At 49.1% G+C, this 24,128-nt stretch carries 21 protein-coding genes and 1 pseudogene; 20 read left to right on the forward strand and 2 right to left on the reverse strand.

Annotation, left to right across the window (positions count from 1 at the left end; genetic code table 11):
* Both OEM52_00375 and OEM52_00380 read left to right on the forward strand, forming a co-directional pair.
* Nucleotides 1–1,632: a hypothetical protein gene (locus OEM52_00375; GenBank protein MDK9698591.1), complete on the forward strand. Its 1,632-nt coding sequence runs from the start codon at nucleotides 1–3 to the stop codon at nucleotides 1,630–1,632.
* Between the two features lie 195 nt (nucleotides 1,633–1,827).
* Complete coding sequence (locus OEM52_00380) at nucleotides 1,828–2,877, forward strand: 6-bladed beta-propeller (GenBank protein MDK9698592.1); 1,050 nt, start codon at nucleotides 1,828–1,830, stop codon at nucleotides 2,875–2,877.
* Nucleotides 2,878–2,891: 14 nt separating this feature from the next.
* Here OEM52_00380 and OEM52_00385 read toward each other — a convergent pair whose 3' ends face one another.
* The gene (locus OEM52_00385) at nucleotides 2,892–4,268 is read right to left on the reverse strand and encodes a cytochrome c biogenesis protein ResB (protein MDK9698593.1); all 1,377 of its coding nucleotides are present in this window, start codon (nucleotides 4,266–4,268) and stop codon (nucleotides 2,892–2,894) included.
* Between the two features lie 356 nt (nucleotides 4,269–4,624).
* Between OEM52_00385 and OEM52_00390 the strand changes: the two genes are divergently transcribed.
* From OEM52_00390 to OEM52_00425, 8 genes and pseudogenes are all read left to right on the forward strand, one after another.
* Complete coding sequence (locus tag OEM52_00390) at nucleotides 4,625–6,784, forward strand: carbohydrate binding family 9 domain-containing protein (GenBank protein ID MDK9698594.1); 2,160 nt, start codon at nucleotides 4,625–4,627, stop codon at nucleotides 6,782–6,784.
* 860 nt (nucleotides 6,785–7,644) lie between these two features.
* Nucleotides 7,645–8,037 carry a cupin domain-containing protein gene (locus OEM52_00395; GenBank protein ID MDK9698595.1) on the forward strand — a complete coding sequence of 131 codons (393 nt, stop codon included), beginning with the start codon at nucleotides 7,645–7,647 and terminating at the stop codon, nucleotides 8,035–8,037.
* A 238-nt stretch (nucleotides 8,038–8,275) separates the two neighbouring features.
* The gene (locus tag OEM52_00400; protein ID MDK9698596.1) at nucleotides 8,276–8,677 is read left to right on the forward strand and encodes a hypothetical protein; all 402 of its coding nucleotides are present in this window, start codon (nucleotides 8,276–8,278) and stop codon (nucleotides 8,675–8,677) included.
* Nucleotides 8,678–8,804: 127 nt separating this feature from the next.
* Nucleotides 8,805–9,653 (forward strand): YihY/virulence factor BrkB family protein, encoded by an 849-nt coding sequence (locus OEM52_00405; protein ID MDK9698597.1) that lies wholly within the window; start codon nucleotides 8,805–8,807, stop codon nucleotides 9,651–9,653.
* 272 nt (nucleotides 9,654–9,925) lie between these two features.
* Nucleotides 9,926–10,756 carry a T9SS type A sorting domain-containing protein gene (locus tag OEM52_00410; GenBank protein MDK9698598.1) on the forward strand — a complete coding sequence of 277 codons (831 nt, stop codon included), beginning with the start codon at nucleotides 9,926–9,928 and terminating at the stop codon, nucleotides 10,754–10,756.
* Between the two features lie 4 nt (nucleotides 10,757–10,760).
* Nucleotides 10,761–12,035 carry a TRAP transporter large permease subunit gene (locus OEM52_00415; GenBank protein MDK9698599.1) on the forward strand — a complete coding sequence of 425 codons (1,275 nt, stop codon included), beginning with the start codon at nucleotides 10,761–10,763 and terminating at the stop codon, nucleotides 12,033–12,035.
* 11 nt (nucleotides 12,036–12,046) lie between these two features.
* Nucleotides 12,047–13,075, forward strand: a pseudogene (dmeF, locus tag OEM52_00420) (CDF family Co(II)/Ni(II) efflux transporter DmeF).
* Complete coding sequence (locus tag OEM52_00425; protein ID MDK9698600.1) at nucleotides 13,069–13,974, forward strand: TIGR01777 family oxidoreductase; 906 nt, start codon at nucleotides 13,069–13,071, stop codon at nucleotides 13,972–13,974. Before dmeF ends, OEM52_00425 begins: the two are co-directional and overlap by 7 nt.
* 17 nt (nucleotides 13,975–13,991) lie before the next feature.
* Here the strand turns inward: OEM52_00425 and OEM52_00430 are convergent, their stop codons facing one another.
* Entirely contained in the window at nucleotides 13,992–14,903 is a 912-nt protein-coding gene (locus tag OEM52_00430) for a hypothetical protein (protein MDK9698601.1), read from the reverse strand.
* A 507-nt stretch (nucleotides 14,904–15,410) separates the two neighbouring features.
* Between OEM52_00430 and OEM52_00435 the strand changes: the two genes are divergently transcribed.
* From OEM52_00435 to OEM52_00480, 10 genes are all read left to right on the forward strand, one after another.
* Entirely contained in the window at nucleotides 15,411–17,279 is a 1,869-nt protein-coding gene (locus tag OEM52_00435; GenBank protein MDK9698602.1) for a T9SS type A sorting domain-containing protein, read from the forward strand.
* 576 nt (nucleotides 17,280–17,855) lie between these two features.
* Nucleotides 17,856–18,317, forward strand: coding sequence for a histone H1-like repetitive region-containing protein (locus OEM52_00440; GenBank protein MDK9698603.1), 462 nt, complete (start codon nucleotides 17,856–17,858; stop codon nucleotides 18,315–18,317).
* 105 nt (nucleotides 18,318–18,422) lie between these two features.
* Nucleotides 18,423–19,196, forward strand: a complete 774-nt coding sequence (locus tag OEM52_00445; protein MDK9698604.1) for a TatD family hydrolase — start codon at nucleotides 18,423–18,425, stop codon at nucleotides 19,194–19,196.
* Between the two features lie 39 nt (nucleotides 19,197–19,235).
* Nucleotides 19,236–20,129 carry a fumarylacetoacetate hydrolase family protein gene (locus tag OEM52_00450; GenBank protein ID MDK9698605.1) on the forward strand — a complete coding sequence of 298 codons (894 nt, stop codon included), beginning with the start codon at nucleotides 19,236–19,238 and terminating at the stop codon, nucleotides 20,127–20,129.
* A gap of 94 nt (nucleotides 20,130–20,223) precedes the next feature.
* On the forward strand, nucleotides 20,224–21,102 hold the full coding sequence (gene dapF, locus OEM52_00455) for a diaminopimelate epimerase (protein ID MDK9698606.1): 879 nt from the start codon (nucleotides 20,224–20,226) through the stop codon (nucleotides 21,100–21,102).
* Nucleotides 21,102–21,869: a rhomboid family intramembrane serine protease gene (locus OEM52_00460; GenBank protein MDK9698607.1), complete on the forward strand. Its 768-nt coding sequence runs from the start codon at nucleotides 21,102–21,104 to the stop codon at nucleotides 21,867–21,869. Before dapF ends, OEM52_00460 begins: the two co-directional genes overlap by 1 nt.
* Before the next feature lie 314 nt (nucleotides 21,870–22,183).
* A complete protein-coding gene (locus OEM52_00465; protein ID MDK9698608.1) occupies nucleotides 22,184–22,603 on the forward strand; it encodes a helix-turn-helix domain-containing protein in 420 nt (139 codons plus the stop codon).
* A 143-nt stretch (nucleotides 22,604–22,746) separates the two neighbouring features.
* Nucleotides 22,747–23,157, forward strand: a complete 411-nt coding sequence (locus OEM52_00470) for an energy transducer TonB (GenBank protein MDK9698609.1) — start codon at nucleotides 22,747–22,749, stop codon at nucleotides 23,155–23,157.
* A 203-nt stretch (nucleotides 23,158–23,360) separates the two neighbouring features.
* Nucleotides 23,361–23,789: an RNA polymerase sigma factor gene (locus OEM52_00475; protein MDK9698610.1), complete on the forward strand. Its 429-nt coding sequence runs from the start codon at nucleotides 23,361–23,363 to the stop codon at nucleotides 23,787–23,789.
* A gap of 13 nt (nucleotides 23,790–23,802) precedes the next feature.
* Nucleotides 23,803–24,126 carry a hypothetical protein gene (locus OEM52_00480; protein MDK9698611.1) on the forward strand — a complete coding sequence of 108 codons (324 nt, stop codon included), beginning with the start codon at nucleotides 23,803–23,805 and terminating at the stop codon, nucleotides 24,124–24,126.
* Nucleotides 24,127–24,128: the final 2 nt, after the last annotated feature.

Below are 24,128 nucleotides of genomic sequence, written 5' to 3' on the forward strand. Positions count from 1 at the left end.
ATGTTTTTGAAAAAACATCTTTTCATAGCGATTGCGGTGGTATGCGCATTGACTTCTGTTGCCCTTTCGGAAGTAAATGAGCTTCAAGCTCCGCACGATGCGACGAACGCGATGGCATGCGCCAGTTGCCACGTACCTTATAATACAGTGCCACAACCGGTTCCGGAGAATTGGTTAACCACTTCGGTTTGCCAAAGCTGCCATACCAGCGGTGGTGTTGCTTCCAACATGAAAACTCACGTCGCCAATGCCGATACCGTATGGTGCCAGACTTGCCACGATCCGCACATGCACCAGACGACGTATCCCCGTTGGTATGTCAAGAATCAGATCATCACTCCGAATAGCGGCGCTCGTCCGTCGGTAATTCGTGATTCGCTTGACCTGATGCACGGCGCCACTGGTGTGGTTCAACCCTATGATGGTGTTTGTGAAACCTGCCACACTACTACCCCGATTTTCCGCAACAATGCTTCGGGTCTGCACCCGACTACTGCTGCGTTGATGACCCATGAAGGTTCGGACAAGTGCACGAACTGTCACCAGCACAAGAACGGCTTCCAGTCTTCGACCAGTGCAAACACCTGTTTCGCTTGCCACTCCGCTTCCACGAATTCAGTCCGCGATACATCGTTGCATTACACCGCGTCGAATATGTACAGCCGTTTCGATACGCTGCGCACCACTTCTCACCCGGTTCGCAAGCTCTATGACAATGGACGCTTTGTGTTCGCCAAGGTGGAAGGCAATGCCGCAATCACGACCAAACTACTTCGTACGCCGTCATGGTTTTCTGGTACATCTTTAACCAGTTCATCCATGATCACCTGTACGGATTGCCACGGTGACTCTGCCGCAACCGCTTCGAAGGGTATGCATGGCTTGAGCTATCCAATGATGGAAGAGACGACCGCAGTTGCACTTCAGTTGCGTGCCAGTTTACGCCTCGGTATGAATCAGGAATACGGTCCCAACTACGATCTGACTGGTAACGCTCTGTGCTATGCTTGCCATACCCCGGAATACTATCGACTGAGCGCTTCTGCTCGTCCGACCGGTTTCATGCGTTCAGACTCGAATCGTTGGTCCCGTCACTATTCGCACGTCGTGTACCACAATGCGAATACTCAGGAACGTCAGGAAAACTGCGTGACTTGTCACGGTGTCCATGGTGGCGCCACGACAGCACAAGATACTACGTTCCCAATAAATCGTGCATACGGTCGCACAGGCTTAATCCGTTGGTCGAAGCAAGCAACCGGTTTGGTGTTTGAACACGGTCAGACTGGTCCGGACTCCATTACCGTTCCAGACTCTACCTTGAAGACTGCGTTAACCGGCGGTTCGCCGCAAATCGCAACTGGTTATAAATCAGCTGCGTACGGATATTTCAAGTTCAAGAACAAGACCTATGATCGCACAATTCCACCGTTGTTACAAACAATGTGGAATCTACGAGATACCGCTATCGTGAACGTAGCTGGTGATACCATTGCTGATTACTACCTTGGCTTCTGCTACGTCAATTGCCATACTGGTAAGGATCTTCCAATGGTTGCTGGTGACACAGTTGGTACAAAGCATCCGAATAATCACTACGGTCGCTCTGTTTCCTATCGCATTTGGCGATAATTCGCACTACTTTGTTGTAACTTTCTAAAAGCAGGGTATCGGGCAACCGATACCCTGTTTTACATGGATTTGTTCCCACAAGTGATAAAGCAGTATTGATGCAAAGGAACGTGGGTGTTACATTGCAGTTCATGTTATGAAGGTATCGTTTCGGAGCTGACGACTCCACATCCATTTTGACGGGAGTTACTCGTAATGAATCCGGCAAAGACTTTTTTGCTTTTCACCTTGTTTACCTCACTCACACTTTTTTCTGTGGGTTGCGCTCCCAAACAGGCAATCAAACCCGATTTAGTCTGGCCGTCGGCACCGGAAAAGCCAAGGATAAAATTTCTACGAAGCATCCAAGGTAAGAGCGATTTCACTACATCCAAGATGGATGCTTTCAAGAAGACGTTAGCGGGTGAAACATCATTAGAACGGGTAGTGAAGCCCTACGGATTAGCGATTGACAGCAAGGGACGCCTACTTGTAGCTGATGCCGGAAATCGTTGTGTGTTGGTGTTCGATGAGAATGCGAAGAAATCAGGCGACATCCTCACTTATATCGGAACAAGCGGTGCCGGTCAATTGACAGAGCCGGCAGGAGTTGCGGTCGACGATGAGGATCGAGTTTACGTGACCGATGTTCGACTAAATGCAGTGTTTGTTTTCGATGCAGAAGGAAACTTACTTCGCAATATCAAAGACACAGTAGCGTTTCAACGTCCTGCAGGTATCGCCTATAACAAAGTCACACAGGAGATTATCGTCGTCGATACGAAAGCGTATCACGCGAAATGCTTTCGGAAAGATGGCTCGTTCGTTCGGACGATTGGAACAAAAGGAAGCCGGGAAGGTGAGTTTAATCTTCCCAGTAACATCGTTTGTGACACCGATGGGTACATTTATATCGTCGATACAATGAATTTCCGGGTACAGGTTTTCGATAAAGATGGTAAATTTGTTTCGACCTTTGGACAAGCGGACAACGTACCCGGCAGTTTTTCGCGGCCACGTGGCATCACTGTCGACAGCGATAACAACATCTATGTCGCCGACGCGGCTTTCGATAACATACAGATATTTCAGCGTGACGGGTCATTGCTTTTATACTTCGGGGCGGCTGGTAAAGGGGATGGACAGTTTCAGTTACCGGCGGGTTTATGTTTCGATCAAAAAAACCGCTTGTATGTCGCCGACCAGTACAATGGTCGGGTACAGGTTTTCCAATACATCCAATACAAAGCGGAAACGGGCAAATAGTCTTTAGTACTACTCTATTCTTCCAGTTTCTTTCGCTGTCGGGTTTGGAATAAGACCACTGTGAGACCGACCATTAAAACGATACAACCGGCGTACACAATGGTGGTTCCCGGGTCGTAGGATACGGTAAACACCGATATTTTCGGCGGTCCGGGTATCACGCTGTATTGGTAGATTTTCCAACCGTGATACGTTAACGGCGCGTTCATTTCGATGTCATACGCGAAGGAACTCGCCGATCCCTCATTCACCGTCACCTCACTCGAGATCCCTGCAGCGATTTTGTTGCCGGGATAATACTTCTGATTGACTTTGTTTAGACGTAGTGCAAATCCCAATTCATCGGTGTGGGAAGTCAAACGAAACAGAACATCGTTGTGGTTAGAAGCGAGTTCCGAATTCTTCTTCATCCAGAATGCATTTGATCGCCCGCCCGTAGGATCTTCGATTCGGAATTTTAATGCAAACTCGCCTTCGCCGCTTTTTGCCGGGACAAAATTCCTCATCTGCACCGCAAAACTCTCTAAGGAGCGTACCGTAACGGTATTGATACTGTCAAGTACCAGTTTCTGTCCAAGCGAAATCGGTTGCAGAATGGGCTGTGGCGCATGGACGGCGAGATAGGATAAATCGGATTCGGTTGCAACCAGTAAATAATCTGCAGGCGCTTCCAGCAGATAGGACATATCCATTTTATCGCGGGGAACAAAGGCGAACAGCAGTTTTTTGCCATTCGGCAACATGACTTCGCCATCCGGTCCATCGCCACACCACAATTGCTTATCGACTTCTTTTCCCAGTGCTTCCAACGTTACATCAATGAGCGGTACACCGGTTGGATCGGAGACGTAGGTGAGTTTTCCCACTCCCGATGGGAGGTAGCGGAGTAGTTCGATCCGGCCTTTATTGAAGGGGAGGTCGATACGTTTCGGTCGTCCGTCTTCTGAGCGCGGAATTGTCTCAAAGCGAAGCGGTAACACCGCCGAACGACCATCGGATAACTGAACTTCCAGTTGATAAGAGTTGCGGTTGAGTAGCCTTGTTGACTCGCCTTCCGCTAACTTAATTGTTCCCTCGATACTGTATTCCCGACTGATAACCGCACCAATTAACACGACAAGTACACCGGTATGAGTCATCAACCACCCGATTTGCCCGATCCGATAGGGAAACCGTTGTACGGTACATGCGATGAGATTGACTGCTAATAAACCCAACAGAAAGTCAAACCAGATGCTATGGTAGATGTCGAGTTGTGCCAGCAAAGTTCCTGCCGTTGCTTCATACGCAGTCCCGGTCATCATCGCAAGCGCAATGACGACGAGCAGGACAATCGTCAACTGGATCGAGGCAAGAAAGCGATAAATCTTGGCAAGCAATGTTACTCCCATGACGGTTTACGTCGATTCGACAATAGGTGCAGCTGGCTGCTTGGCACAAGGTCGTGATTATTTGTCAACAAATCCAGTCGCTGATTTCACAACCAATTGCTATCAGAAGCACAGCCGGCAACGGTAGATAGGATTAGCAGATACCGTACCAAAGCTTTGTCAGTGGTTGTTTGACTCTGGCTAATCCCGAGTTACATACGTAAACATCGGCTCGGTAGTATTTCTGCAACTTTTCGATGATTTAGCACCTCACACTGGTAAGAATCTGTGATTGCAACTTCGTTTGTGGCGAAATGTTTTTTTCTCGCAAACGGAGTTCAATTGCAATGAGAACCAATTGCAATCGTGAGGATGTCATGACACACTGGATACGCTACTTAACAGTTTGTTGCATCGCGCTCGGAATTCTCTGCTCGAGCAGTTTTTCCACATCGGCGCCGTTGGGTGAGATTACCGCTTTGCGAGTCGATCACCCACCGAAACTGGATGGGGTACTGAATGACCCAGTGTGGCAACAAGCACAGTTGGTGGGGGATTTCATCCAGCAAATGCAGAAAACCGGCGAGCCGGCGACCGAGCGTACCGAGTTCCGGGTTATCTATACCGACCGGGCGCTTTATATCGGTGCGACTTGTTACGATAGTGAACCGGATAAGGTCACTGCCCACTCGATGGCGCGTGATTTCAGTATTTATTCGGATGATGTCTTCGCCGTTGTTTTGGATACTTACTTCGATCACTCGAATAGTTTCTTCTTTTGCACCAATGCGAATGCTGCCTTATACGATGCGCAGTGCGAGCAGGATGGAAATATTGTGAATGACCGCTGGAACGGAGTGTGGGATTGTCGGTCGACCAGGCATTCCCAAGGCTTTACGCTTGAAATCGAAATTCCCTTTTCGACGTTGCGGTTTCCCGATAAACCGGAACAAGTTTGGGGATTGAACATCGAGCGGGATATTCAACGGCGTCAGGAAGTCACAACATGGCAACCGGTATTGCCAAATGAATTTATCGCGGCAGCTTCCCGATGTGGAAAATTGGTAGGACTCAAGGACATCAAGCGGGGAGGTGATATCGAAATCAAACCGTATGGTGTGGCGGGAATTAGCGAATTAAATACCCCAACCGGTGACGGTCAAACTACTTTGACGAAAGCCGGTGTAAATGCCAAGTTTCCGGTAACTTCCCGCATGACAGTCGATGTGACCATCAATCCCGATTTCGCACAAATCGAAGACGATCAAGCGGTTGTGAATCTAACGCGATTTCCGCTCTTTTTATCGGAGCGACGTGAGTTCTTTTTAGAGAGCGAGGCGAACTTCGGATTCAACACCAGTAGCAACAATCCGGTGTTCTATAGCCGCCGCATCGGTTTGTACCAAGGAAAAGCGGTTCCTATCATTGGCGGCGTCCGGTTGGTTGGACGAACCGATAAGTATACGGTTGGTTTTCTCGATATGGAAACCGATAAAAAATATGGACAGCCAAACACAAACTTCGCCGTAGCACGGTTTAAGCGGATTCTGCCAAACGGTTCTTACATCGGTATCATCGGGACGAATAAAGAGCAGCCGGAACATTTCAACCGGACGTTTGGTTCCGATGCCCATTTCCGGTTCTGGAATGCGAATCGAACGATTGCCTATGGCGGCGGTGGGGCAGTCGCATTTTCCCATACGAACAACATTCCCAACGAACACAATGCTTGCTATCGCGGATATCTCGAGTACCCCAACGACCGGTTGAATGCGCAGGTTTCGTTTCGGCGGGTCGAACGCAATTACAATCCCGAATTGGGGTATGTGATTCGCTACGGCGATGCGCTTGCTGGTTCGCTGGTGCGTTCGTGGCGGCGGCAGAATTCATGGTTCTACTCGTTTTCAGTAACGCCCGTTTCGGTAACCAGGATTTGGGATCTTGACCATGAATTGGAATCGGAGAATTACTCGGTTACGCCGTTTCGTGTAACATTCAACGATTTATCGTCGTTACAATGGTCGGTTACCCGGGCGTATGACCGGGTTGATTATCCTTATCCTTTGGCGGGTTCGGTGGTTATTCCAGTTGGGAAATTTTGGTCGACCACCTCGAGTTTGAATTTCAATTCTAATGTCACTCGCACATTTTTTGGCGGATTCGGATTAGAGGGGGGCGATTTTTACGCCGGTGAGTATAAATCGTACTCGACCTATGGTGGATTCCGGGTCGATCCTCATTTCTCCTTCGATTGTTCTTATAAATTGACCGAAATCGATTTCGACGATGGGAAAGCGAACACGATCGAAGTCACCTCCGGTGCGGCGTATGCGTTTAGTACCCATTGGCAGACGACCCTTTATTCACAATGGAACAACGAAGATAAAAACTTGGGTTTGAATTATCGGCTGCACTGGATTCCATCGGCGGGGAACGACGTATATCTCGCTTACAACAATCGGATAACCACTGAAGATAAGTTGAAGAGTGAAGAGTCCACGGTACTACTCAAAGCTGTGTATCGTTTTGTCATTTGAGTTCCCGGTCACTGTAACGTTGGATGATAGGTTGAAAAAGTCGGGTGTCCTTTGTGGCAATTTTGGTGATTGGTCCGAATCACAGCCATAAAGTCACCCGGTTTTGTTAGGAACATTAATCGTGACTCGATCACTAGCCCGGTGTACTTTTGGGTACGCCAGTTATGGAAAAAGTGTTCTTTGTGATAGATACTGAGCTGTTCGATGGGGTTCAGTTCGGATGAGTGATTCGGCAGATACTTCGGTTCAATGTGATGGCATTGCAACGACTTAACTTTGTGCCATCAGCATTTGAAGACTGTAATTGCTGATGGCTTCTACCAGTTCAGTTAAATTGACATTTTCGGGGATTAATCGATCTGCCGCATTAAGAAAGCTAAACAACGCATGTGTGATTATTAAATCACATATCGGAAAAGTCAATGTGTTATGCCAAAACCTCCAATTGAAATGCTTGCTTATCGTTCCTACTACGTATCACTATTGTAATCGATCCTCACCATTGCAAAGTTTTGAAACAAACCGCGATCGACTTTTCTAAAAGTCTCGACGAAAGAAAACGCAAATTTTATCGAAGTCAACTAACACAAGTCAGTTGACTAAGTCGCATGAAAAGTGTATTCGCGTTCATTTCATTCTATTGAATACATAGCTCTCAAACGAAAAATTGGCATCTATGGCATGATTTGAAATTGGGATGGTTAAATAATGGAGTAGTGTCGGTTATCGGATCTATAATCCCCTCAATAAATTCTCTGAGAAGAGAATTGTGAAAGTGTGACTTGAATCCGAATCATCGGAATTGAGTATGTATCAAACCTATCCAACACCAACGAAGGTTAAACAATCAAGGAGAAACCATGAAAGGTTTCATTAATGACATCGAAGATCTCACGATTAGTAACATCGAATTTCGCCGGGTACTCTACACGGCAAAACAAATCCAACTTGTAGTGATGACATTGAATCCCGGCGAAGAGATCGGTGAGGAAGTTCATGAAGGAGACCAATTCTTTCGAATCGAAGAGGGTTCAGGCGATGCGGTCCTCGACCATGTCCGAACGGAGATTAAAGCAGGATTTTCTGTTGTGATACCCGCAGGAACGAAGCACAACATCATCAATACCAGTACTGTTCCGCTGAAGGTCTACACTCTGTATTCGCCGCCGCATCATCGGGATGGTGTTGTTCACCATACCCGTGCCGACGCAGATTCCGACCCGGAAGAGTTCGATGGTAAAACAACTGAATAGTCGGTTGGTAATTGCAGTACTACCATAATCCTGAAGTCGATTCAACGGGTTTCTGGTAGCTCTCGGTCTCATGTTTCGCTGCTTTGTTCAGGTAGCCGGGGCTTTAGACCGCACTGACACCAAATTCGAGATCGCAGGCAAAAGCCTGCGGCTACCATTTGAGTCAAAGTAATTCGTTAAAGGCTTACGCCCGCGGCTACCCATTCGTGAGTGAGATATCAGAAAGGAACAAACGCAAATGAAGATTGAGGTATCCAAGAATGATGTAAACTCTTACTTGAGTAAACACCAACTAACAGCGATTGAGTTGTATCTTGATTCGATTAGCTCAGAAACAGTACATTTGAAAGCGACCGGAAGTATCCCATGCGTGCCAGTAAAAATCAGTTTCAATCTGATTCTCAAAAACTTGACAGCTACGATGAAAGATGGATTGACGGGATCTTTTGCCATGGAAATTCCATTACTCTTGCGACCGTTTCGAAGTCTGATTGAGAGTTACATCCAAGGCAAAACCACGCTGGTGAATTTTCAGACGAACCGGTTTTCCATTCCACTACCGATTGAACTTTGGAGCTACATTACAACAGTGACAATCGCTTTGTACCCAGATGAAGTCGTTCTAACCGGTGACTTTTAGCGTTACTGCTTAATCAAACTTTGTAGTACTTGTCGTCGAAGGAGCTACCCTTAAAACAACATCATAGTGTTCCTCAAAACTGGTAGCTGCAATTGCTATTCTATCAATAAACGAATCGTATCGATCTATGCGTAATAAATGGGACATCGCAAGAAGTAACGCTTGGTCAATTGTAAAGTTCTCGTGGAGCCGGTTTTCCGAGATTGATGGAGCGCAGCGGGCAGGTGCTTTCGCCTACTACGCATTCTTCGCGTTGTTCCCGCTGATCATCCTGATTGTTTCGATTGCTTCTTTATTTATTGACCGGGATCAGGCTGGTCATTCTGTACTCAACTTTATCCAGAGTTACATTGCAATCAGTGGAGACATGAAACAACAGATCATTGACAACATAACCAGTGTGATCAATGCCCGTGGGCAGGCGGGAGCGATTGCGTTTCTGATGTTACTTTGGGTGTCGACACAATTTTTTACCACAATGATATCTGCAACGAACAGGGCTTGGGGTAGTGAAGATTACAACTGGTGGAGAATGCCCTTCCGAAGTCTCATCTTGTTAGCAGTAACAGTTGGTTCCGTGTTTATGGGTACTGGAATCCCGATGTTAGTCCGAATGGTAAAAAATTGGATTTTACCCCAGCTTGCCCAAAACTGGGGATACAACTTACTTCTATACACGATTTCGTTGTCAGTAGTTTTTCTATGCATGCTTATGTTTTACAAGTTAGCTCCACGCCGATACACCCGGTTTTCTGAAGTTTGGTTACCTGCATTAATCGTTACTCTACTACTTCAATTGGGAGAAGCTTTGTTCATCGTGTACTTGAACAAGTTTTCAACATTTAATGCAGTTTATGGTACAACTGGCGGCGTAATGGCGTTACTGCTATGGATTTATTTATCGGGGTGCATCTTCATTTTTGGTGCTTGCTTGTGTGCGGCACAAGCGGAAGGGAGGATTCAAATCAATCAATAATCACATGCGCCTCACATAAACAAAAAGCGTAATCTGTCATTTTCAAAATTGGTTTAAACCAATGCCACAGATAAATTATGGATAAAGCATTAGGCCTCCGAAGGTGGTTGGAATGAGATTGCTTTTCACAGGGGGAGGTTCAGTCAAAAAGAGGGGAGAACCTCATCGATCACAGATGATCAATTACTGAAAGCTGAAATGATTCTACGAGGGTGGATTCACTACAAGAGTTTTCATCGAATTTTCTCAATTTAGTAGAGGGAGAATGAACCATGCGAATAGTAATTGCATTATTTTCAATTCTTCTCATGATTAATATATTGCATGCCCAACCGACCCTCGAGTGGACATCGCCGACTGTACCGAGTACTGGGCAAGCGGGCTGGTTCTATTATACCGTCGATACATGGCGGTTCTATACGATGGATGGCACGAATCTACGGGTGATGTCCGGCCCGGAATCGAGTACTCCCGCCTTAACGATTCCGTTGCAGACCGGGGAGTACAACGCCTACTCCTACATCGAAGTAACCGGCGACGGGATATACGACATCGTGATTTTCAAATATGTGACAGTAGGCAGTAACATCAAGTTCTCACTCCGAATCGTCGATCAAACGAATGGCGCGAATGTCATTACGTTCGACAATGCCAATTACTCCTATTTATTGAATACCGTCCTCGACATCGATCACGATGGCTTCACCGAATTGGTAGTGGAACGTTCCCCCTTTCCCCCGGCTTCCCCTGACAATTTCAATTTTCTGGTCTACCAAACCAACGGGACTTCGGTCGAGCAACGTGAGATTCCCACTTTGCCACAGCAAATCGGTCTCGCGAATTATCCTAATCCCTTCAATCCTGCAACCAAGATTACTCTCACGCTGTCGCAACCGGCGTTGTCACTAACCGCCACGATTTACGATGTCAGTGGTAGGCGGATCAAACAACTGATGCTGGGACAACGGGTAGCAGGTACACACGAGATTGGGTGGGATGGTACCGACGAGAACAACCTCCCGGTCGTCAGCGGTACCTACTTTTGCCAAATCAGTGAGGGAACTACTACCTTACAGGCACGTATGATGCAACTTGTTCGGTAGTTCAATGACCCTTCTCTTTATCATGATAGCAGTATTCGTAGTGTTGACATTCACTGCGAAGATTCCGCGCGGCATCGCGTTATTTCTTGCCGGCGTTGTTGGTGCGCTGCTCGGCGGTTACGGCATTCCGTTCCGCGACTTGGTCGAAGGGATGTTTATCTTCTTCGATCCGTTGCTGATTGTCGCCTCGGCGCTGCTTTTCCTGCGGATGCTGGAAGAGGCAGGCGCGCTCACCGTACTCCGTACTATATTTCTTCGCCTAACACAGAAATCTCCGGCAGCATTTCTTATCGCCATTGTCATTTTCCTGATGCTGCCCGGCGCGATGACCGGACTCTCTTCCTCCGCCGTACTGACGACCGGAGCTCTTACCGCTCCTTTATTAATGGCATTGGGATTGGAGAAACGAAAAACCGGCGCTTTGATTGCGTTGCTGGCGATCTATGGTATGATCGCTCCCCCGATCAACTTGCCGGTAATGATGCTCGCCAATGGCGTCGATATGCCATTCATCGGATTTGAGAAACCGCTACTCCTTATTACTGTTGTTCCAGCAATCGCCACCGCTTTTGGGATGGCATATCCGACACTCCGGCGGGCAGTAAAGGAGCGAGGTACGCTCCTGCTGCCGGAATTTGCCGAACCGATTACACAACGCGCCCTCTTCTCATTACTGCCGCTAATCGTTGTTGCCTTGCTACTCGTTATCATTCGCATCATCCCGGAAAAACTGCCTGATCCGGGTGTGCCCGCCCTCTTCCTGCTTGGTACTGTGCTTGCCTTACCGTTTGTGCCTGCTGGGCGGAAAGTCGCCGCAACAGTGTTGGCGTATCGCTCGACGCTACCGGTTGCCGCAATTTTGGTTGGGATTGGAACCTTTCTGCAGATTCTTGCACTGATTGGCGCGCGAGGTGATTTGGTCGTGACAACGATTATGTTACCGAAAGCGTATCTCCCGATAGCGGCTGCGGTAGTTATGCCTCTGTTTGGCGCACTTTCCGCATTCGGCTCGGCAACGGTGTTGGGGGTTCCGATACTGCTCGCACTGCTGGGAAAAAACGAAATCGTGGTCGGAGCCGCCCTCTCAATGTTTGCCGGATTAGGGGATATGATGCCGCCAACAGCATTAGCAGGCACTTTTGCTGCAGAAATCGTCGGTGAATCGAACTACTTGACGCTTCTGAAACCGGCATTGCCATGGTTAGTGGTAGGCATCTTATGGGCATTGGTGATTCTCTGGTTTGCCCAGCCGGTGTCGCAGTTGTTGGGAATGCAGTAAGTGGATAGCAAATAGTGTCGCATACTCATACGGTAACCCGTTGGAAACACGATCACACCTTTGGTCAGGATGTCCGAAAATCGGGTGAACTGAAGACACGAATCGTCATTGTTATCACCGCGATTACGATGGTGGTTGAGATATTCGCCGGGGTGTATTTCGGATCGATGGCGCTGCTTGCCGACGGTCTCCACATGGGCTCCCATGCGTTGGCATTGGGGATTGCCGCCTTCGCCTATTACTTCACCCGCAAGTATGCCAACGACCGCAGTTTTAACTTTGGCACCGGCAAAGTCAATTCATTGGCGGCATTTGCCAGTGCGATTTTACTGGTTGTTGTCGGTCTCGCGATGGCGTGGTAAAGCGTCGCTCGATTACTTAAACCGATAGATATCGAATTCGATCAAGCAATCATTGTCGCAATCATTGGGTTGATTGTCAATGGAATTTGTCTATTGATCCTTGGAGCGAAACATCACGACCATGACGTATCGACTTCCCACGATCATCATCACCATCATGACCATGAACATGAGCATCCGCACTCCCACGATCATCATCACGACGACCACGACCATGAACACCAACCCGATACTAACGAGTTAAAACACGACCACAATTTGCTCGCGGCGTATCTCCATGTGCTAACTGATGCCTTGACTTCGGTCTTGGCGATTGTTGCCTTGCTTGCCGGGAAGTATTTCGGGTGGGTGTGGCTCGATGCCGCGATTGGATTGCTGGGAGCGGTACTCGTCGCTAAATGGTCAATCGGATTACTCTTTTCTTCGGCGAATGTACTACTCGACAAACAGGCGCCGGCGGAAATGCACGAGCAAATTCGGTCCGCCATTGAAATCGGTGAGCAGAAAGTAACCGATCAACATATCTGGTCGGTTGGACCGAATATCTATGCCGCCGAGATTTCGATTGTCACCTCCGACCCCCGCGAACCGGAATACTACCGAGGACTATTGCCACAACATTTACGGTTGGTTCACGTTACGATTCAGACTCATCACTGTAAAGACCAATCGTGTTGACAGTCGCAATCACCGGCGCCAGTGGCTTCGTTGGTTCCGCATTACTCCGGCACCTGTCCAATTCCGGTTACCGGGTGATTCCGGTTTTGCGCAAGAAACCGATTGCGACTTCGCAAGCGATCCAATGGAACCCCTACGATATCGCTGGCACCAATCCCCAACAATGGGAGTATCTCGATGGGGTGATTCATCTCACCGGGGAAAGTATCGCTGGCGGCCGCTGGACACCTGAACGGAAACAACGGATTCTCGATAGCCGGATTCGCAGCACGGCGACCTTGCAGAAAATTCTTGCCCGACTGCAGCATCCACCGAAAAGCGTGATTTGTGCATCGGCTACCGGGTTCTATGGTAATCGGGGGAGCGACTGGGTCGATGAATCATCCGAGCGGGGAGTAGGGTTTCTTGCCGATGTCTGCGATGCGTGGGAACGGGAAGCCCGAACGATTGAAGCGTTGGGCATCCGCGTTGTTCAGTTGCGATTAGGGATGGTGTTGTCGATCGAGGGCGGCGCACTTGCGAAGATGTTGACGCCGTTTCGGTTTGGTCTAGGTGGGAAATTCGGCAACGGACAACAATATATGAGTTGGATAACGCTCGAAGATTTGGTTGCCGCGTTTTCGTTTCTTCTGCGTACCGAATCGATTCACGGAGCGGTGAATGCGGTAGCTCCTCAGCCGGTCACCAACACCGTCTTCACGAAAACGCTGGCAAGTGTTTTGCACCGCCCGGCATTTGCTACCGTTCCAGCAGTAGTTCTTAAAACAATCCTCGGAGAAATGGCGCAGGAGCTATTGCTCGACGGTGTTCGGGTCAAACCCCAAGTACTTCTTGATCACGACTTTCCATTTCGCGATCCCGATCTCCGCACCGCGCTGCAGCATCTACTCAGTCGTTAATTCTGTCCTCAGTTCGCTCACAGTCCCACCATCTGAAATGAAAAGAGGGAATCGCTCCCTTGCGCGAACCGGTATTTTCCACGATAGGTTCCGGTAACGACGTCAAAGTTGGTGAAGAAATAGGAACAGAACAGCTCGCCGCCGACCCGCAAATATCCGATGGAATCGTTGGCAGTTGCGCTGCCAGATACGCTCCACTGTCCCTCGAAATTGTAAGTAGTACTTTCCCCGGTAGTGGAGTCGCGGGATAACTCACTGGTACCGATTGCCGAATAGTCGCCACGCGGTGAGGAATAGTTAGAGCCGGTTTTCCGGTTATCGAGAAAGCTCCAGGTCAATGGAGCGCCATAGGTTATCGTCCGCGCCGGAAATCCGAGAACACTAACCTGCAATTGATACTGTACATTCATCGAACCGTTGTGGTACATTCCGCTCCGGACATTATTCAACACCGTTGCCACGGTGGTAGTCGTTACATCGAATGTATCGGTATAGCTGAGCCGCAGTTCTTGATCGATTACATCGGGTACACCGCCCGGCAACCGGAAAGGATTGGGAGTGTACTTCCAACGTACTGCAATCGACCCACCGTATAAGGTATCGCTGGTGCGGGTGTACCAGCCATCGGTATAAACAAACCCAACTGTATCGTTTAAGGTATAGTTATCGAGCTGGTACGCAGTTCGCCGTGCCGCAAGGAGTCCGGTATTCAACATCGCAAGAAAGCCGGGCGACGTATCGGTATCGGGGAGTGCGGTGTTAAGTCCGGCAATCTCATGCCATCTCGACAGTGGCTGATTCGTAAAGATTTCCGTTGCGGTTGGTCCGGCATTTGGATTCGGAGTGATTGGCGTCGATTCGTCGCAACCCGAAACCAGAATGGTAGCCAACACCGCCACAGCAATTAACTGGGAAAAGTTACTCTGCATACGAAACCTCTCATTCCAGTACTAAGGCAATTCTCATCCTTAACTACTTGAAAATCCTTGCCGAAATCTGTCGTTTTCGTGCATTTTGTTTGTCATGATATTAACGTCGAATAAACAAAATGCTCCTCACCGAGATTTCAACGAGAAAGGCAACAACAAGCTGCCAATTACCTCGCGCTTTAGCAATATACTGTCGTAAAATTGAAAATTCTCTTGGATTGGTTTGCATAGCTTCTTACCTTTCGACATTAGGTGAATTTTTTCTTTCACCACGGGAAACTTTGCATTGTCTATTGGAAAGGAGACGGAATGAAAATTCGCGCTTTGATAATGTCCGCAGTCGCCTTGGTGCTCATGCTGAATGTGAGTGCTGAAGCGTATCCGCGAAGCGCTGTGATGATCGAAGATTACACCAGCACGACTTGAGGCCCCTGTGCGTCGGCCCATAACTGGCTCGACCCGCTCCTCACGTCGTGGGGAACGAACGCTCAATATGTTGGTTACCACATGAATTGGCCGTCTCCCGGAAACGATCCGTGGTACGCTGCCAATCCGACCCAGAGTCTCGAACGAAGAAACTACTATGCAGTGAATGCTACGCCTACGTTTAAAGTGGACGGAGCTACTGCATCGATTTCTTCCAGTTCTATTTCGAATTTGTACAATCAACGACGCGCCGTCAATTCACCGGTATGGTTTGATCTGAGCGCTCGGATGACCACTGGTGATTCGCTGGTGTTAACAGTCCGCGCGGTTGCCGAATCTCCGATTAGCGGCAACTATCGTCTCAAGACTTACTTACTGGAAGTCCATGAGCAATGGAGCCCCGCCGCACCCAATGGTCAAACCAGTTTTGATTATCCGTTTGTGATGGCAGCTCCCTCGGTCGCAGGTGTTCCCTTTACTCATAGCGGTAGCACCTCCGATACGTTAATCTTCGAGTCGCGTTTTCCACCTCGCACGACCGGTCAACAACCCTACACCGTCGATAATTGCGGATTCATCGTTTATCTCCAGAACGAAACAGCAGTCGGTACAACCAAGGAAATCGTGCAGGCGAAGTTCCTCCGGATGCCGTTAGACTTCCCAAGCTTATCGATTGCAACAACTGCTGCAGTTGATTTAAACGGGAATTTGGACGGTCGTATCGACGATGGAGAAAATGGTAGAATCACTGCTTCTATTACGAATGGTACCTATTTCGCTCCGGCGGCGAATGCGCGTGCAATTCTTCGCACAACGGTACCCGGGATAATCATTACCGATAGCACGTCTACTTTTGGTTTGGTGAATCCGGGTGCAACGATTTCCAATGATGCCGATCCGTTCCAAATAGCTGTTACGGCTGGAACACCGGTACAATGGGCGACCTTTACATTGGTGATGTTAGCTGATGGCGATTATGTCAATTCATCTACTTTCCGGGTACGAATCGGTAGACCGGATTTGCTCCTGGTGCAAGCGGACTCTTCTTTTGACTTCAGTTCGCAATACACCACTGCATTGACCAGTTCGCTGATCGACTACGACCTCTGGGATAAAGATGTAAGCCCACTTGACGAAGTGGAAATGAATCGTTATCCCAATGTCATTTGGTTCACCGGTATGCGTTCGACAAACGTTCTCACGGTTGTCGACCGGACGATGATAGGCGATTACATCGATGATGGCAAAAACTTCATGCTTTCGAGCCAGAATGCCTTGGAGTATCTGATGTCGGTCGATTCGGTGTGGGCACAAACCTATCTCAAGGCGAACCTTGTGATGAGCCGTTTGACGAATTACACTATGAACGGCATTGTGGGCGATCCCTTCTTCGGGAATCTGACGGTACGTACGGCAGGTGCCGGCGGTGCCGGTAACTGCGACAATGCGACGGTAATGACGCCCCGCGCTGGAGCGACTGGTATCTTAATGTACAATGGCCGTGCCGACTTCGCCGGTGTGTACTACTACACCCCGAGTACCAGCGGTCATGTTCTTTTCCTCGGAATTCCTTTCGAAGCGATTAGTGGAGCCCAAAGCACAATGACCCGCGAATTGTTTATCCAACGCGCGATGTTGTTCTTGAACTCGACCAACGACGCACCGGAATCTCCGACGGAACTTCCGACTTCTGTTCGCCTCTCGGAAGCATATCCCAATCCGTTCAACCCGACGTCTACGGTGAAGCTCTCATTACCGCGAACATCGGTTGTGAATGCTGTCGTTTATGACCTAGCCGGACGAGAAACAAAATCGATTACTCGCGCTCCGTTCGCGGCTGGCGAGCATACGATTGCAGTCGATCTCAACAACCAACCAAGTGGGATTTACTTCTTGCATGTGGAAGTAAACGGCGTAACGAATATTCGAAAACTCGTGTTAATGAAGTAAGAGTTTTCTTATCAGCCGAGAGCGAGGCGTCCTTCGAGAGGACGCCTCGCTTTTTTTCTCTCCGGTCTAATCGATCCTTGCTCGGTCGCAACGATGAGGAGTGAAGATAAATCATCACATCTTCGGAAGTGCTTTGATGAAGCGGCTTTGCTGTCTCATCCCCGTGATTGAACATCAGATTTACTCGTTTCTAACAGTCAGTAATTTTGCGTTTGAGGTTAAAAAGCAAAGATATTTCTCTTCGCTACGTGGAGAATTTTGACGAAAAATTTCTCATTGCCTCTTGCATTCGCGCGTAAGATGAAGTATCGTTAGGAAGTGTTGAGGATGCGTCCACATTTTCACTTTGAAGAAGAGGATTTGCATCGAACCGGAACCGGGAAATTCGCTTTCACGCTTCCGAAAACACAACCGAATCATTGTACGCGAAACCTTCCCCAGTTCGTCGACAATGCTTCGGAGCAGGGCACCACGATCGGAAGAGGAGAGCCGGTCACGGTGATTAGCTAAAGGGGACGAGGCACCACACGGTGCGTCGCTAGTTACTGAACTGACAAACCTCGTAGGGAGTGAACGATGGCAGAAATGGCAAAGAAGCCGGCAGTCAAGAAGCCCGCAGTTAAAAAACCTGCAGCGAAAAAAGCCGCGCCGAAGAAAGCCGTAGCAAAGAAGGCTGTTGCACCGAAGAAGGCAGCACCCAAGAAAGCTGCACCGAAAAAAGCCGTAGCACCGAAGAAGGCTGCGCCGAAGAAAGCTGCACCGAAGAAGGCAGCACCGAAAAAAGTAGCACCGAAGAAGGCAGCACCGAAAAAAGCGGTAGCACCGAAGAAAGCTGCACCGAAAAAAGCTGCACCGAAAAAAGTAGCACCGAAGAAGGCAGCACCGAAGAAAGCAGCACCGAAGAAGGCAGCCGCTCCGAAGAAGGCAGTTGCTCCGAAGAAAGCAGCGCCGAAAAAAGTAGCACCAAAGAAAGCTGCACCGAAGAAGGTTGCACCGAAGAAGGAAGAAGTTCCGCCTGCACCACCGCCGGTGATGTAATTCGGTCGCTTCTAATTGATTGAACAACCCCTGTCGCTTCCGATGGGGGTTGTTTTTATTTTACTTCGTGGTGTAGATTGCAGAATTGAGTTTGTGGGGATTCTTGTGAGTGGTTGGATTGATACGCATTGTCACATAACCGACGCCGCATTTACAGCGGATCGTCTGCTTGCGCTCAATCGGTGCAGGGAGCAGGACGTCGCCCGCGTTGTTACCTTGGGAATTGATATCGCTACGAGTTTCCTTGCCCGTAACCTCGCCCGGTTACACCCATCGGTTTACTTCTGCGCCGGGGTGCATCCCCATGATGTTGATCGCGAAAATGCCGAGGATCGCAAACAAGAACTGATGAGATTATGGAGTGACCCTAAGTGTGTCGCTATCGGGGAAATCGGGATGGACAACTTCCGAGATTACTCTTCTCCAATTGCACAGGAACGAAGTTTCCGCTGGCAGCTTCGCATGGCAACGGAAATCGGGAAACCGGTTGTTATCCATAATCGTTCTGCCGGTATGGAAATACTACGTATACTGGAGGAGGAAAATTTCACGAATGGTGGTATTTTTCACTGTTTCTCCGAAGACGCCGAGTATGCCGGGAAAGTTATTGCACTTGGTTTTTATGTTAGCTTTGCCGGGAATGTAACCTATGAGAATTCGCCTTTGCTTGCCGTAGCCAAAGCGATTCCGACGGAACGTATTTTAATCGAGACCGATTCACCTTGGCTGGTTCCGAAACCGTTTCCGAAACGCGACCGTAACGAGCCGTCCTATGTTGCCCATACCGGACTCTTTTTAGCAAATGCACTGGGAATCGAACCCGCTGTTTTACAACAGCAGTTGTTTGAAAACACGATAACCTGTTTTCGGATGAAGTAGTTCTTCGATAAAACAATCAATCCTATTTCGGATCTTACCATGAAACTTATCGCATTCTCGCTCGACGGACACCAACGTCGGATCGGCATTCTCCACGATAATCTCGTTTACGATTTGCGCGATCTGTTTGTCGCATTGGCAAAGCAGCGCGATTGGCCGGTATTGCCGGTTTTCGATTTCGCCGATTTCTTTGACGCACCCACCTATGCAAACTTCGACACGTTGCAGGCTGCTTATGAGTTGTCGCAATCGCAAGGGGTTACCACCTATGAGCTTGACCGGGTAAAGCTATTGGCGCCATTTGCAAAAGGGGCAAAGATGATTGCGATTGGCCGCAACTATGGCGCTCATGCCCGCGAACTTGGCAACGAACTGCCGACCGAACCGATGTACTTTGCGAAATTAGCAAGCTGCGTAATCGCGCCGGGTGAACCGATTGTTTTGCCACCGGAATCGAATCGGGTCGATCATGAAGGTGAACTTGCCGTTGTTCTTGGAAAGCGATTGTCGAAGCCGAAATTACTCGATGAGGCATTGGCGGCGGTCTTTGGATATACTTGCGCCAACGATGTCACTGCCCGCGATATCCAGAAAGCGGCAGCGGCAAAGGGACAGCCGTGGACCCGCGGCAAGAATTACGATACGTTCTGTCCCATCGGCCCCTGCATTGTTACTGCCGACTCCTATGATGCGTCGGCGGTGGATGTCCGTTGTCGAGTCAATGGTGAGATCAAGCAAGATGGTAATACCCGTGACTTTATCTTTTCGGTAGGTACATTGTTACATTACGTATCACAACATATCACCTTGGAACCGGGTGACGTTTTGTTAACGGGAACCCCCGAAGGAGTATCGCCGTTATCGAATGGGGATATTGTGGAAGTGTCGATCAATGGAATCGGCTCGCTCACCAATCCTGTGAAAGCGTTGTAGCGGCGTATGGCATACGCCAAGTTAAGAGGGCGGACAGGGCGTCCGCCCCTACTGTATGACAATTCGATAACCATCAATCAAAGAAATCTAACCAATGAATCGATTTCCTTTTTGGAAACTGGAAGGTACCGGTAACGACTTCATTCTATTCGATGGAATGAATGAGTCAACTCGTACCCAATTACTTACGTTATTGACGACTGAGCGGATCGTCGCACTCTGTGATCGGCACTTCGGCGTCGGCGCCGATGGCATTATTGTTCTTACTGCCGGCACGCTTGGTAAATTCCGAATGAATTACTGGAACGCTGATGGTAGTATCTCTCAGATGTGTGGAAACGGACTGCGTTGTACGGCGCACTTTGCCCGGTTGCGCGGCTATCACACCGAAACACAAGTTTACGTCGATTTACCGAGCGGCGAACAATGCGTCGAAATCGAAACCAAAGACGAGAATATTTACTGTGTAGCAATGCCGACGGCAAAGTTTGACAGAAGTTCTATTCCGATGACAGGCATTGGCGACTCCCGCACGACGATCGCTATCGGCGACCGTTCTTTCGAGGGAATCGGGGTGAATGTCGGGAACCCACATTTTATTGTACTAACTGGCGTAACGTCACGTACATTGGCGGAAAAATTCGGCAGCATCATCGAAACCGATCCGCTGTTCCCGGAAAAAATTAATGTCGAATTCGCAGAAGTGTTGAACCGTACCGAAGTGAACCTCTGGGTTTGGGAACGCGGTTGTGGTATCACCCTTGCTTGCGGTAGTGGTGCGACGGCAACTGCGGCGGCATTGGTCAAAGTTGGCAAACTCGATGCCGATAAACCGGTATCCATTCATTTACCGGGGGGAACTCTTTACGTTACCGTTGCATCGAACGGGGAAACGATTTCGATGTATGGACCTGCCCGTGAGGTATTTGCCGGCGAGGTCGATTTTGACGAACTAAAAGTAGGCGGGTCGTAATGGGCTATCCGTTAGGAGAAGGGGTAAAAATTCTACTCATCGCGATGGGTGGAATTTTTGGTTTGGAGTGGATTCTCAACGCCGATTGGTCGATGTTCGGTATTGTTCCGGCTTTAGTCTTACGGGGACATGTTTACCAACTCGTAACCTACATGTTTCTGCACGGCGGCTTCATGCATCTATTACTGAATGCGATGGGACTGTTTTTCTTTGGACCGACGCTCGAGATGCGGTGGGGAACCGGAAAGTTTCTGCTCTTCTTCTTTGCTTCCGGCATTGTCGGTGGTTTGACAGCAACTCTCTTGTCGCCCGATTCGTTAGTTCCGATTATCGGCGCATCCGGTTCGATCTATGGCATATTAGCAGCAAATGCGATCCTCTACCCCGATGCGATTGTGTACCTCTACATGATTATTCCCGTGAAAGCGAAGTGGCTGGTGATTGGTCTTGCTGCGATGGAATTCTTAGGACTGTGGCGCGGCGGCGGAAATACGTCCCATGAAGCACACTTGGGCGGTTTGTTTGCGGGGACCATCTTCGTGTTGGCTACCGAACGGTATTTCGGCTACCGGATCAAACAGTGGTTCCGGAAACGAAGCTACGAGCGGGAAGCGGCGCAGCGTGAGCGCGAATGGGAACGGACAAACGCCTTGCGCAGCGAAGTCGATGAACTACTCGATAAAATCAATCGTGAAGGAAAAGACGCCCTCTCTCCAAGCGAGCGCAAGCGGTTGGACGATGCCTCTCGTAAACTGCGCGGTGAATAGTACTTGTAACCCGAGTACAATGTTTGGTTTATAGCATTGTACTCAATATCATTAGCGACTCCGCCAAAGCTCGGACTTTTTGGCGGAGTTTCGTTTTATCGAAATATCGTAAATTCACTTGAGAAATTGTTGTAAACTCGCTTGCAGTAAGTTTGATGCAATCCTTGTAAGTAAAGATTATTTAATAAGTTGTCGATAAAGAGCTAAGCCCTGAGGGAATGGAGTTTCCAGAGTACCGGCAGGGTGAGTTCAACCGGATGCGTTGGGGGCTCGCGCCCTCCCCATTGCTATGGTCTCAACGCGGGGACATAGTAATGGAACTAATCAATAACAATGCTCCTGTGGAGGGGTTCACACCCGCACAGGTGCATGCGCTAACCGGCGTTCCCCCGAATACCCTGTCACGGTGGGAACGGGAATTCCGCGATTACTTACAGGCAGCGCGTACCGAAGGTGGTCATAAACGGTATGCTCCCGAGGTGATCCAACGAATCGAAATGTTAAAGGAGATGATCCTTGACCATGGACTTTCGTTGCAGGGGGCAAAACGTCACTTGGAAGTACCGCCGCGGGAAGCAACTTCGCAAGGGGAGATCCAATCGGCAGTGAAGTCGGTGGCGTCCGAATGGGCGCAGGGCCGTACCGAGTTGCTGGACAAACTGGCGGAGCGGATGGCAAACCATATGCTAAAGCAATTGGCGCAAGACACGCTTCCTTCGACACCTGCAGGCTAATCAACCGGTCATGCCACTAAGAACGCCCAATGAAAGTTGGGCGTTTTTTATGCAAAGTAAAAACAACATTCCCCTCTGTAAACAAAACGCTCCCTGCCGGGGTATTCCCAGTAACCAACCATTCACCCGAGAGGAGAGTTCTCATGAAATCGTTCTATAAAATCGTCTTCGTCGCGGTTCTTATTGTCGCTATCCAAGCTCTGTGCTTAGCCGAGCCAGCTGGAGATAACGCAGTAACGAAAGCCGTTGACGAAATCATAATGCCTACCCCCGATGGCGGGATGGCGGCATTAGCCAAGCAAATCAAGTATCCCGATGCGGCGCGCAAAGAAGGCATCACCGGAACGGTGTATGTCTCCGCGGTGATTGCGAAAGATGGCACCGTTACCAAGACGACCATCGAAAAAGGAGTGAATAACGAGCTGGACGCGGCGGCTGTGGAGGCGATAACCGCAACAAAATGGATTCCGGCGAAAAAAGCGGGGGAAGCCGTCGAAGTATCGGTTACGATACCAATTTCCTTTAAATTAGATTGCAAGGACAAAGTGAAGTAATCGCTCGATACTCGCACTCGATGTACAATTAGTGCACTCAGCGTTTGCCGCTTGGACGCTGCAAAAAAACAACGCGAAGTCTTTGCGAGTCGTCATTCTAAAAGGATAGCAGCATCCCACCACTACCGGACATCATCGCCGCCATTCTTGGCGGCGATTCCGAGCAGTATCGTAACGTCATCCGGGAATGGCGCGACGAGCTGCTGAAAACGGCGTATCATTTTACCGGTAGTTGGGACGATGCGGAAGACATCACCCAAACGACATTTATTAAAGCATATTACAACTTGGCAAAATTCGATGTGAGTCGTCCATTTCGCCCGTGGTTGTTTCAGATTCATCTGAATAATTGCCGTAGCTTTTATCGCCGGCGGCGATGGGAACTACTCTTGCGGATGCCGTTGCAGAAGGCGGAGGCGAAGCTAACTGGCAAGGCAGCAGACCCCGATAGCGAAGAGAAAATCCGTGCGCAGATTGATCGGCTTTCGTGGCAGCAACGTGCGGCATTTCTACTGCACGAAGTGGAAGGGTATCCGCCTGAAGAATGCGCAGAGTCGATGAAGTGCTCGGTCGCAACGTTCCGGGTTCATCTGTTTCGCGCGAAGCAGACCCTGCAAAAACGATTACGTTAAATAGGTATTACCGATGAAACGATGGAATGATTTTCTCGACCAGCGTCGCGCCGATGTCCCGCCCCCCTTTTCGGGCAAACGGGTCGAACGCAACGTTATGGCTGCGATTACCGGAAACCTCCGCTCTTACAAACCGCAACGTTCCCGTGCTGTTCCGTTTGTTCTGGTCGGTTCGACGCTTGTTATAATGCTTTTCGTGATAGGGTTACTCCAGCATAGACCGCGACCGCAGGAATTGAGTGCTGTCAGCGCTTATTCCGCAGTAGCGGTAACCAGCGGCGACCATACCGCAATTTGGCTCTTTCCCGAAAACACACCAGGCAAACAAGGGGAGTGAAC

This window comes from bacterium, assembly GCA_030247525.1.
GTDB lineage: Bacteria > Electryoneota > JAOADG01 > JAOADG01 > JAOADG01 > JAOTSC01.

Excerpts from the sequence above, each read along its gene's own strand:
- OEM52_00470 (MDK9698609.1), top strand. The coding sequence starts at position 22,747 with ATGAAATCGTTCTATAAAATCGTCTTCGTCGCGGTTCTTATTGTCGCT.
- OEM52_00450 (MDK9698605.1), top strand. The coding sequence starts at position 19,236 with ATGAAACTTATCGCATTCTCGCTCGACGGACACCAACGTCGGATCGGC.
- OEM52_00410 (MDK9698598.1), top strand. The coding sequence starts at position 9,926 with ATGCGAATAGTAATTGCATTATTTTCAATTCTTCTCATGATTAATATA.
- OEM52_00435 (MDK9698602.1), top strand. The coding sequence starts at position 15,411 with ATGAATTGGCCGTCTCCCGGAAACGATCCGTGGTACGCTGCCAATCCG.
- OEM52_00405 (MDK9698597.1), top strand. The coding sequence starts at position 8,805 with ATGCGTAATAAATGGGACATCGCAAGAAGTAACGCTTGGTCAATTGTA.
- OEM52_00375 (MDK9698591.1), top strand. The coding sequence starts at position 1 with ATGTTTTTGAAAAAACATCTTTTCATAGCGATTGCGGTGGTATGCGCA.
- OEM52_00400 (MDK9698596.1), top strand. The coding sequence starts at position 8,276 with ATGAAGATTGAGGTATCCAAGAATGATGTAAACTCTTACTTGAGTAAA.
- OEM52_00460 (MDK9698607.1), top strand. The coding sequence starts at position 21,102 with ATGGGCTATCCGTTAGGAGAAGGGGTAAAAATTCTACTCATCGCGATG.
- OEM52_00395 (MDK9698595.1), top strand. The coding sequence starts at position 7,645 with ATGAAAGGTTTCATTAATGACATCGAAGATCTCACGATTAGTAACATC.
- OEM52_00385 (MDK9698593.1), bottom strand. The coding sequence starts at position 4,268 with ATGGGAGTAACATTGCTTGCCAAGATTTATCGCTTTCTTGCCTCGATC.
- OEM52_00415 (MDK9698599.1), top strand. The coding sequence starts at position 10,761 with ATGACCCTTCTCTTTATCATGATAGCAGTATTCGTAGTGTTGACATTC.
- OEM52_00440 (MDK9698603.1), top strand. The coding sequence starts at position 17,856 with ATGGCAGAAATGGCAAAGAAGCCGGCAGTCAAGAAGCCCGCAGTTAAA.
- OEM52_00430 (MDK9698601.1), bottom strand. The coding sequence starts at position 14,903 with ATGCAGAGTAACTTTTCCCAGTTAATTGCTGTGGCGGTGTTGGCTACC.
- OEM52_00380 (MDK9698592.1), top strand. The coding sequence starts at position 1,828 with ATGAATCCGGCAAAGACTTTTTTGCTTTTCACCTTGTTTACCTCACTC.
- OEM52_00480 (MDK9698611.1), top strand. The coding sequence starts at position 23,803 with ATGAAACGATGGAATGATTTTCTCGACCAGCGTCGCGCCGATGTCCCG.
- dapF (MDK9698606.1), top strand. The coding sequence starts at position 20,224 with ATGAATCGATTTCCTTTTTGGAAACTGGAAGGTACCGGTAACGACTTC.
- OEM52_00390 (MDK9698594.1), top strand. The coding sequence starts at position 4,625 with ATGACACACTGGATACGCTACTTAACAGTTTGTTGCATCGCGCTCGGA.
- OEM52_00465 (MDK9698608.1), top strand. The coding sequence starts at position 22,184 with ATGGAACTAATCAATAACAATGCTCCTGTGGAGGGGTTCACACCCGCA.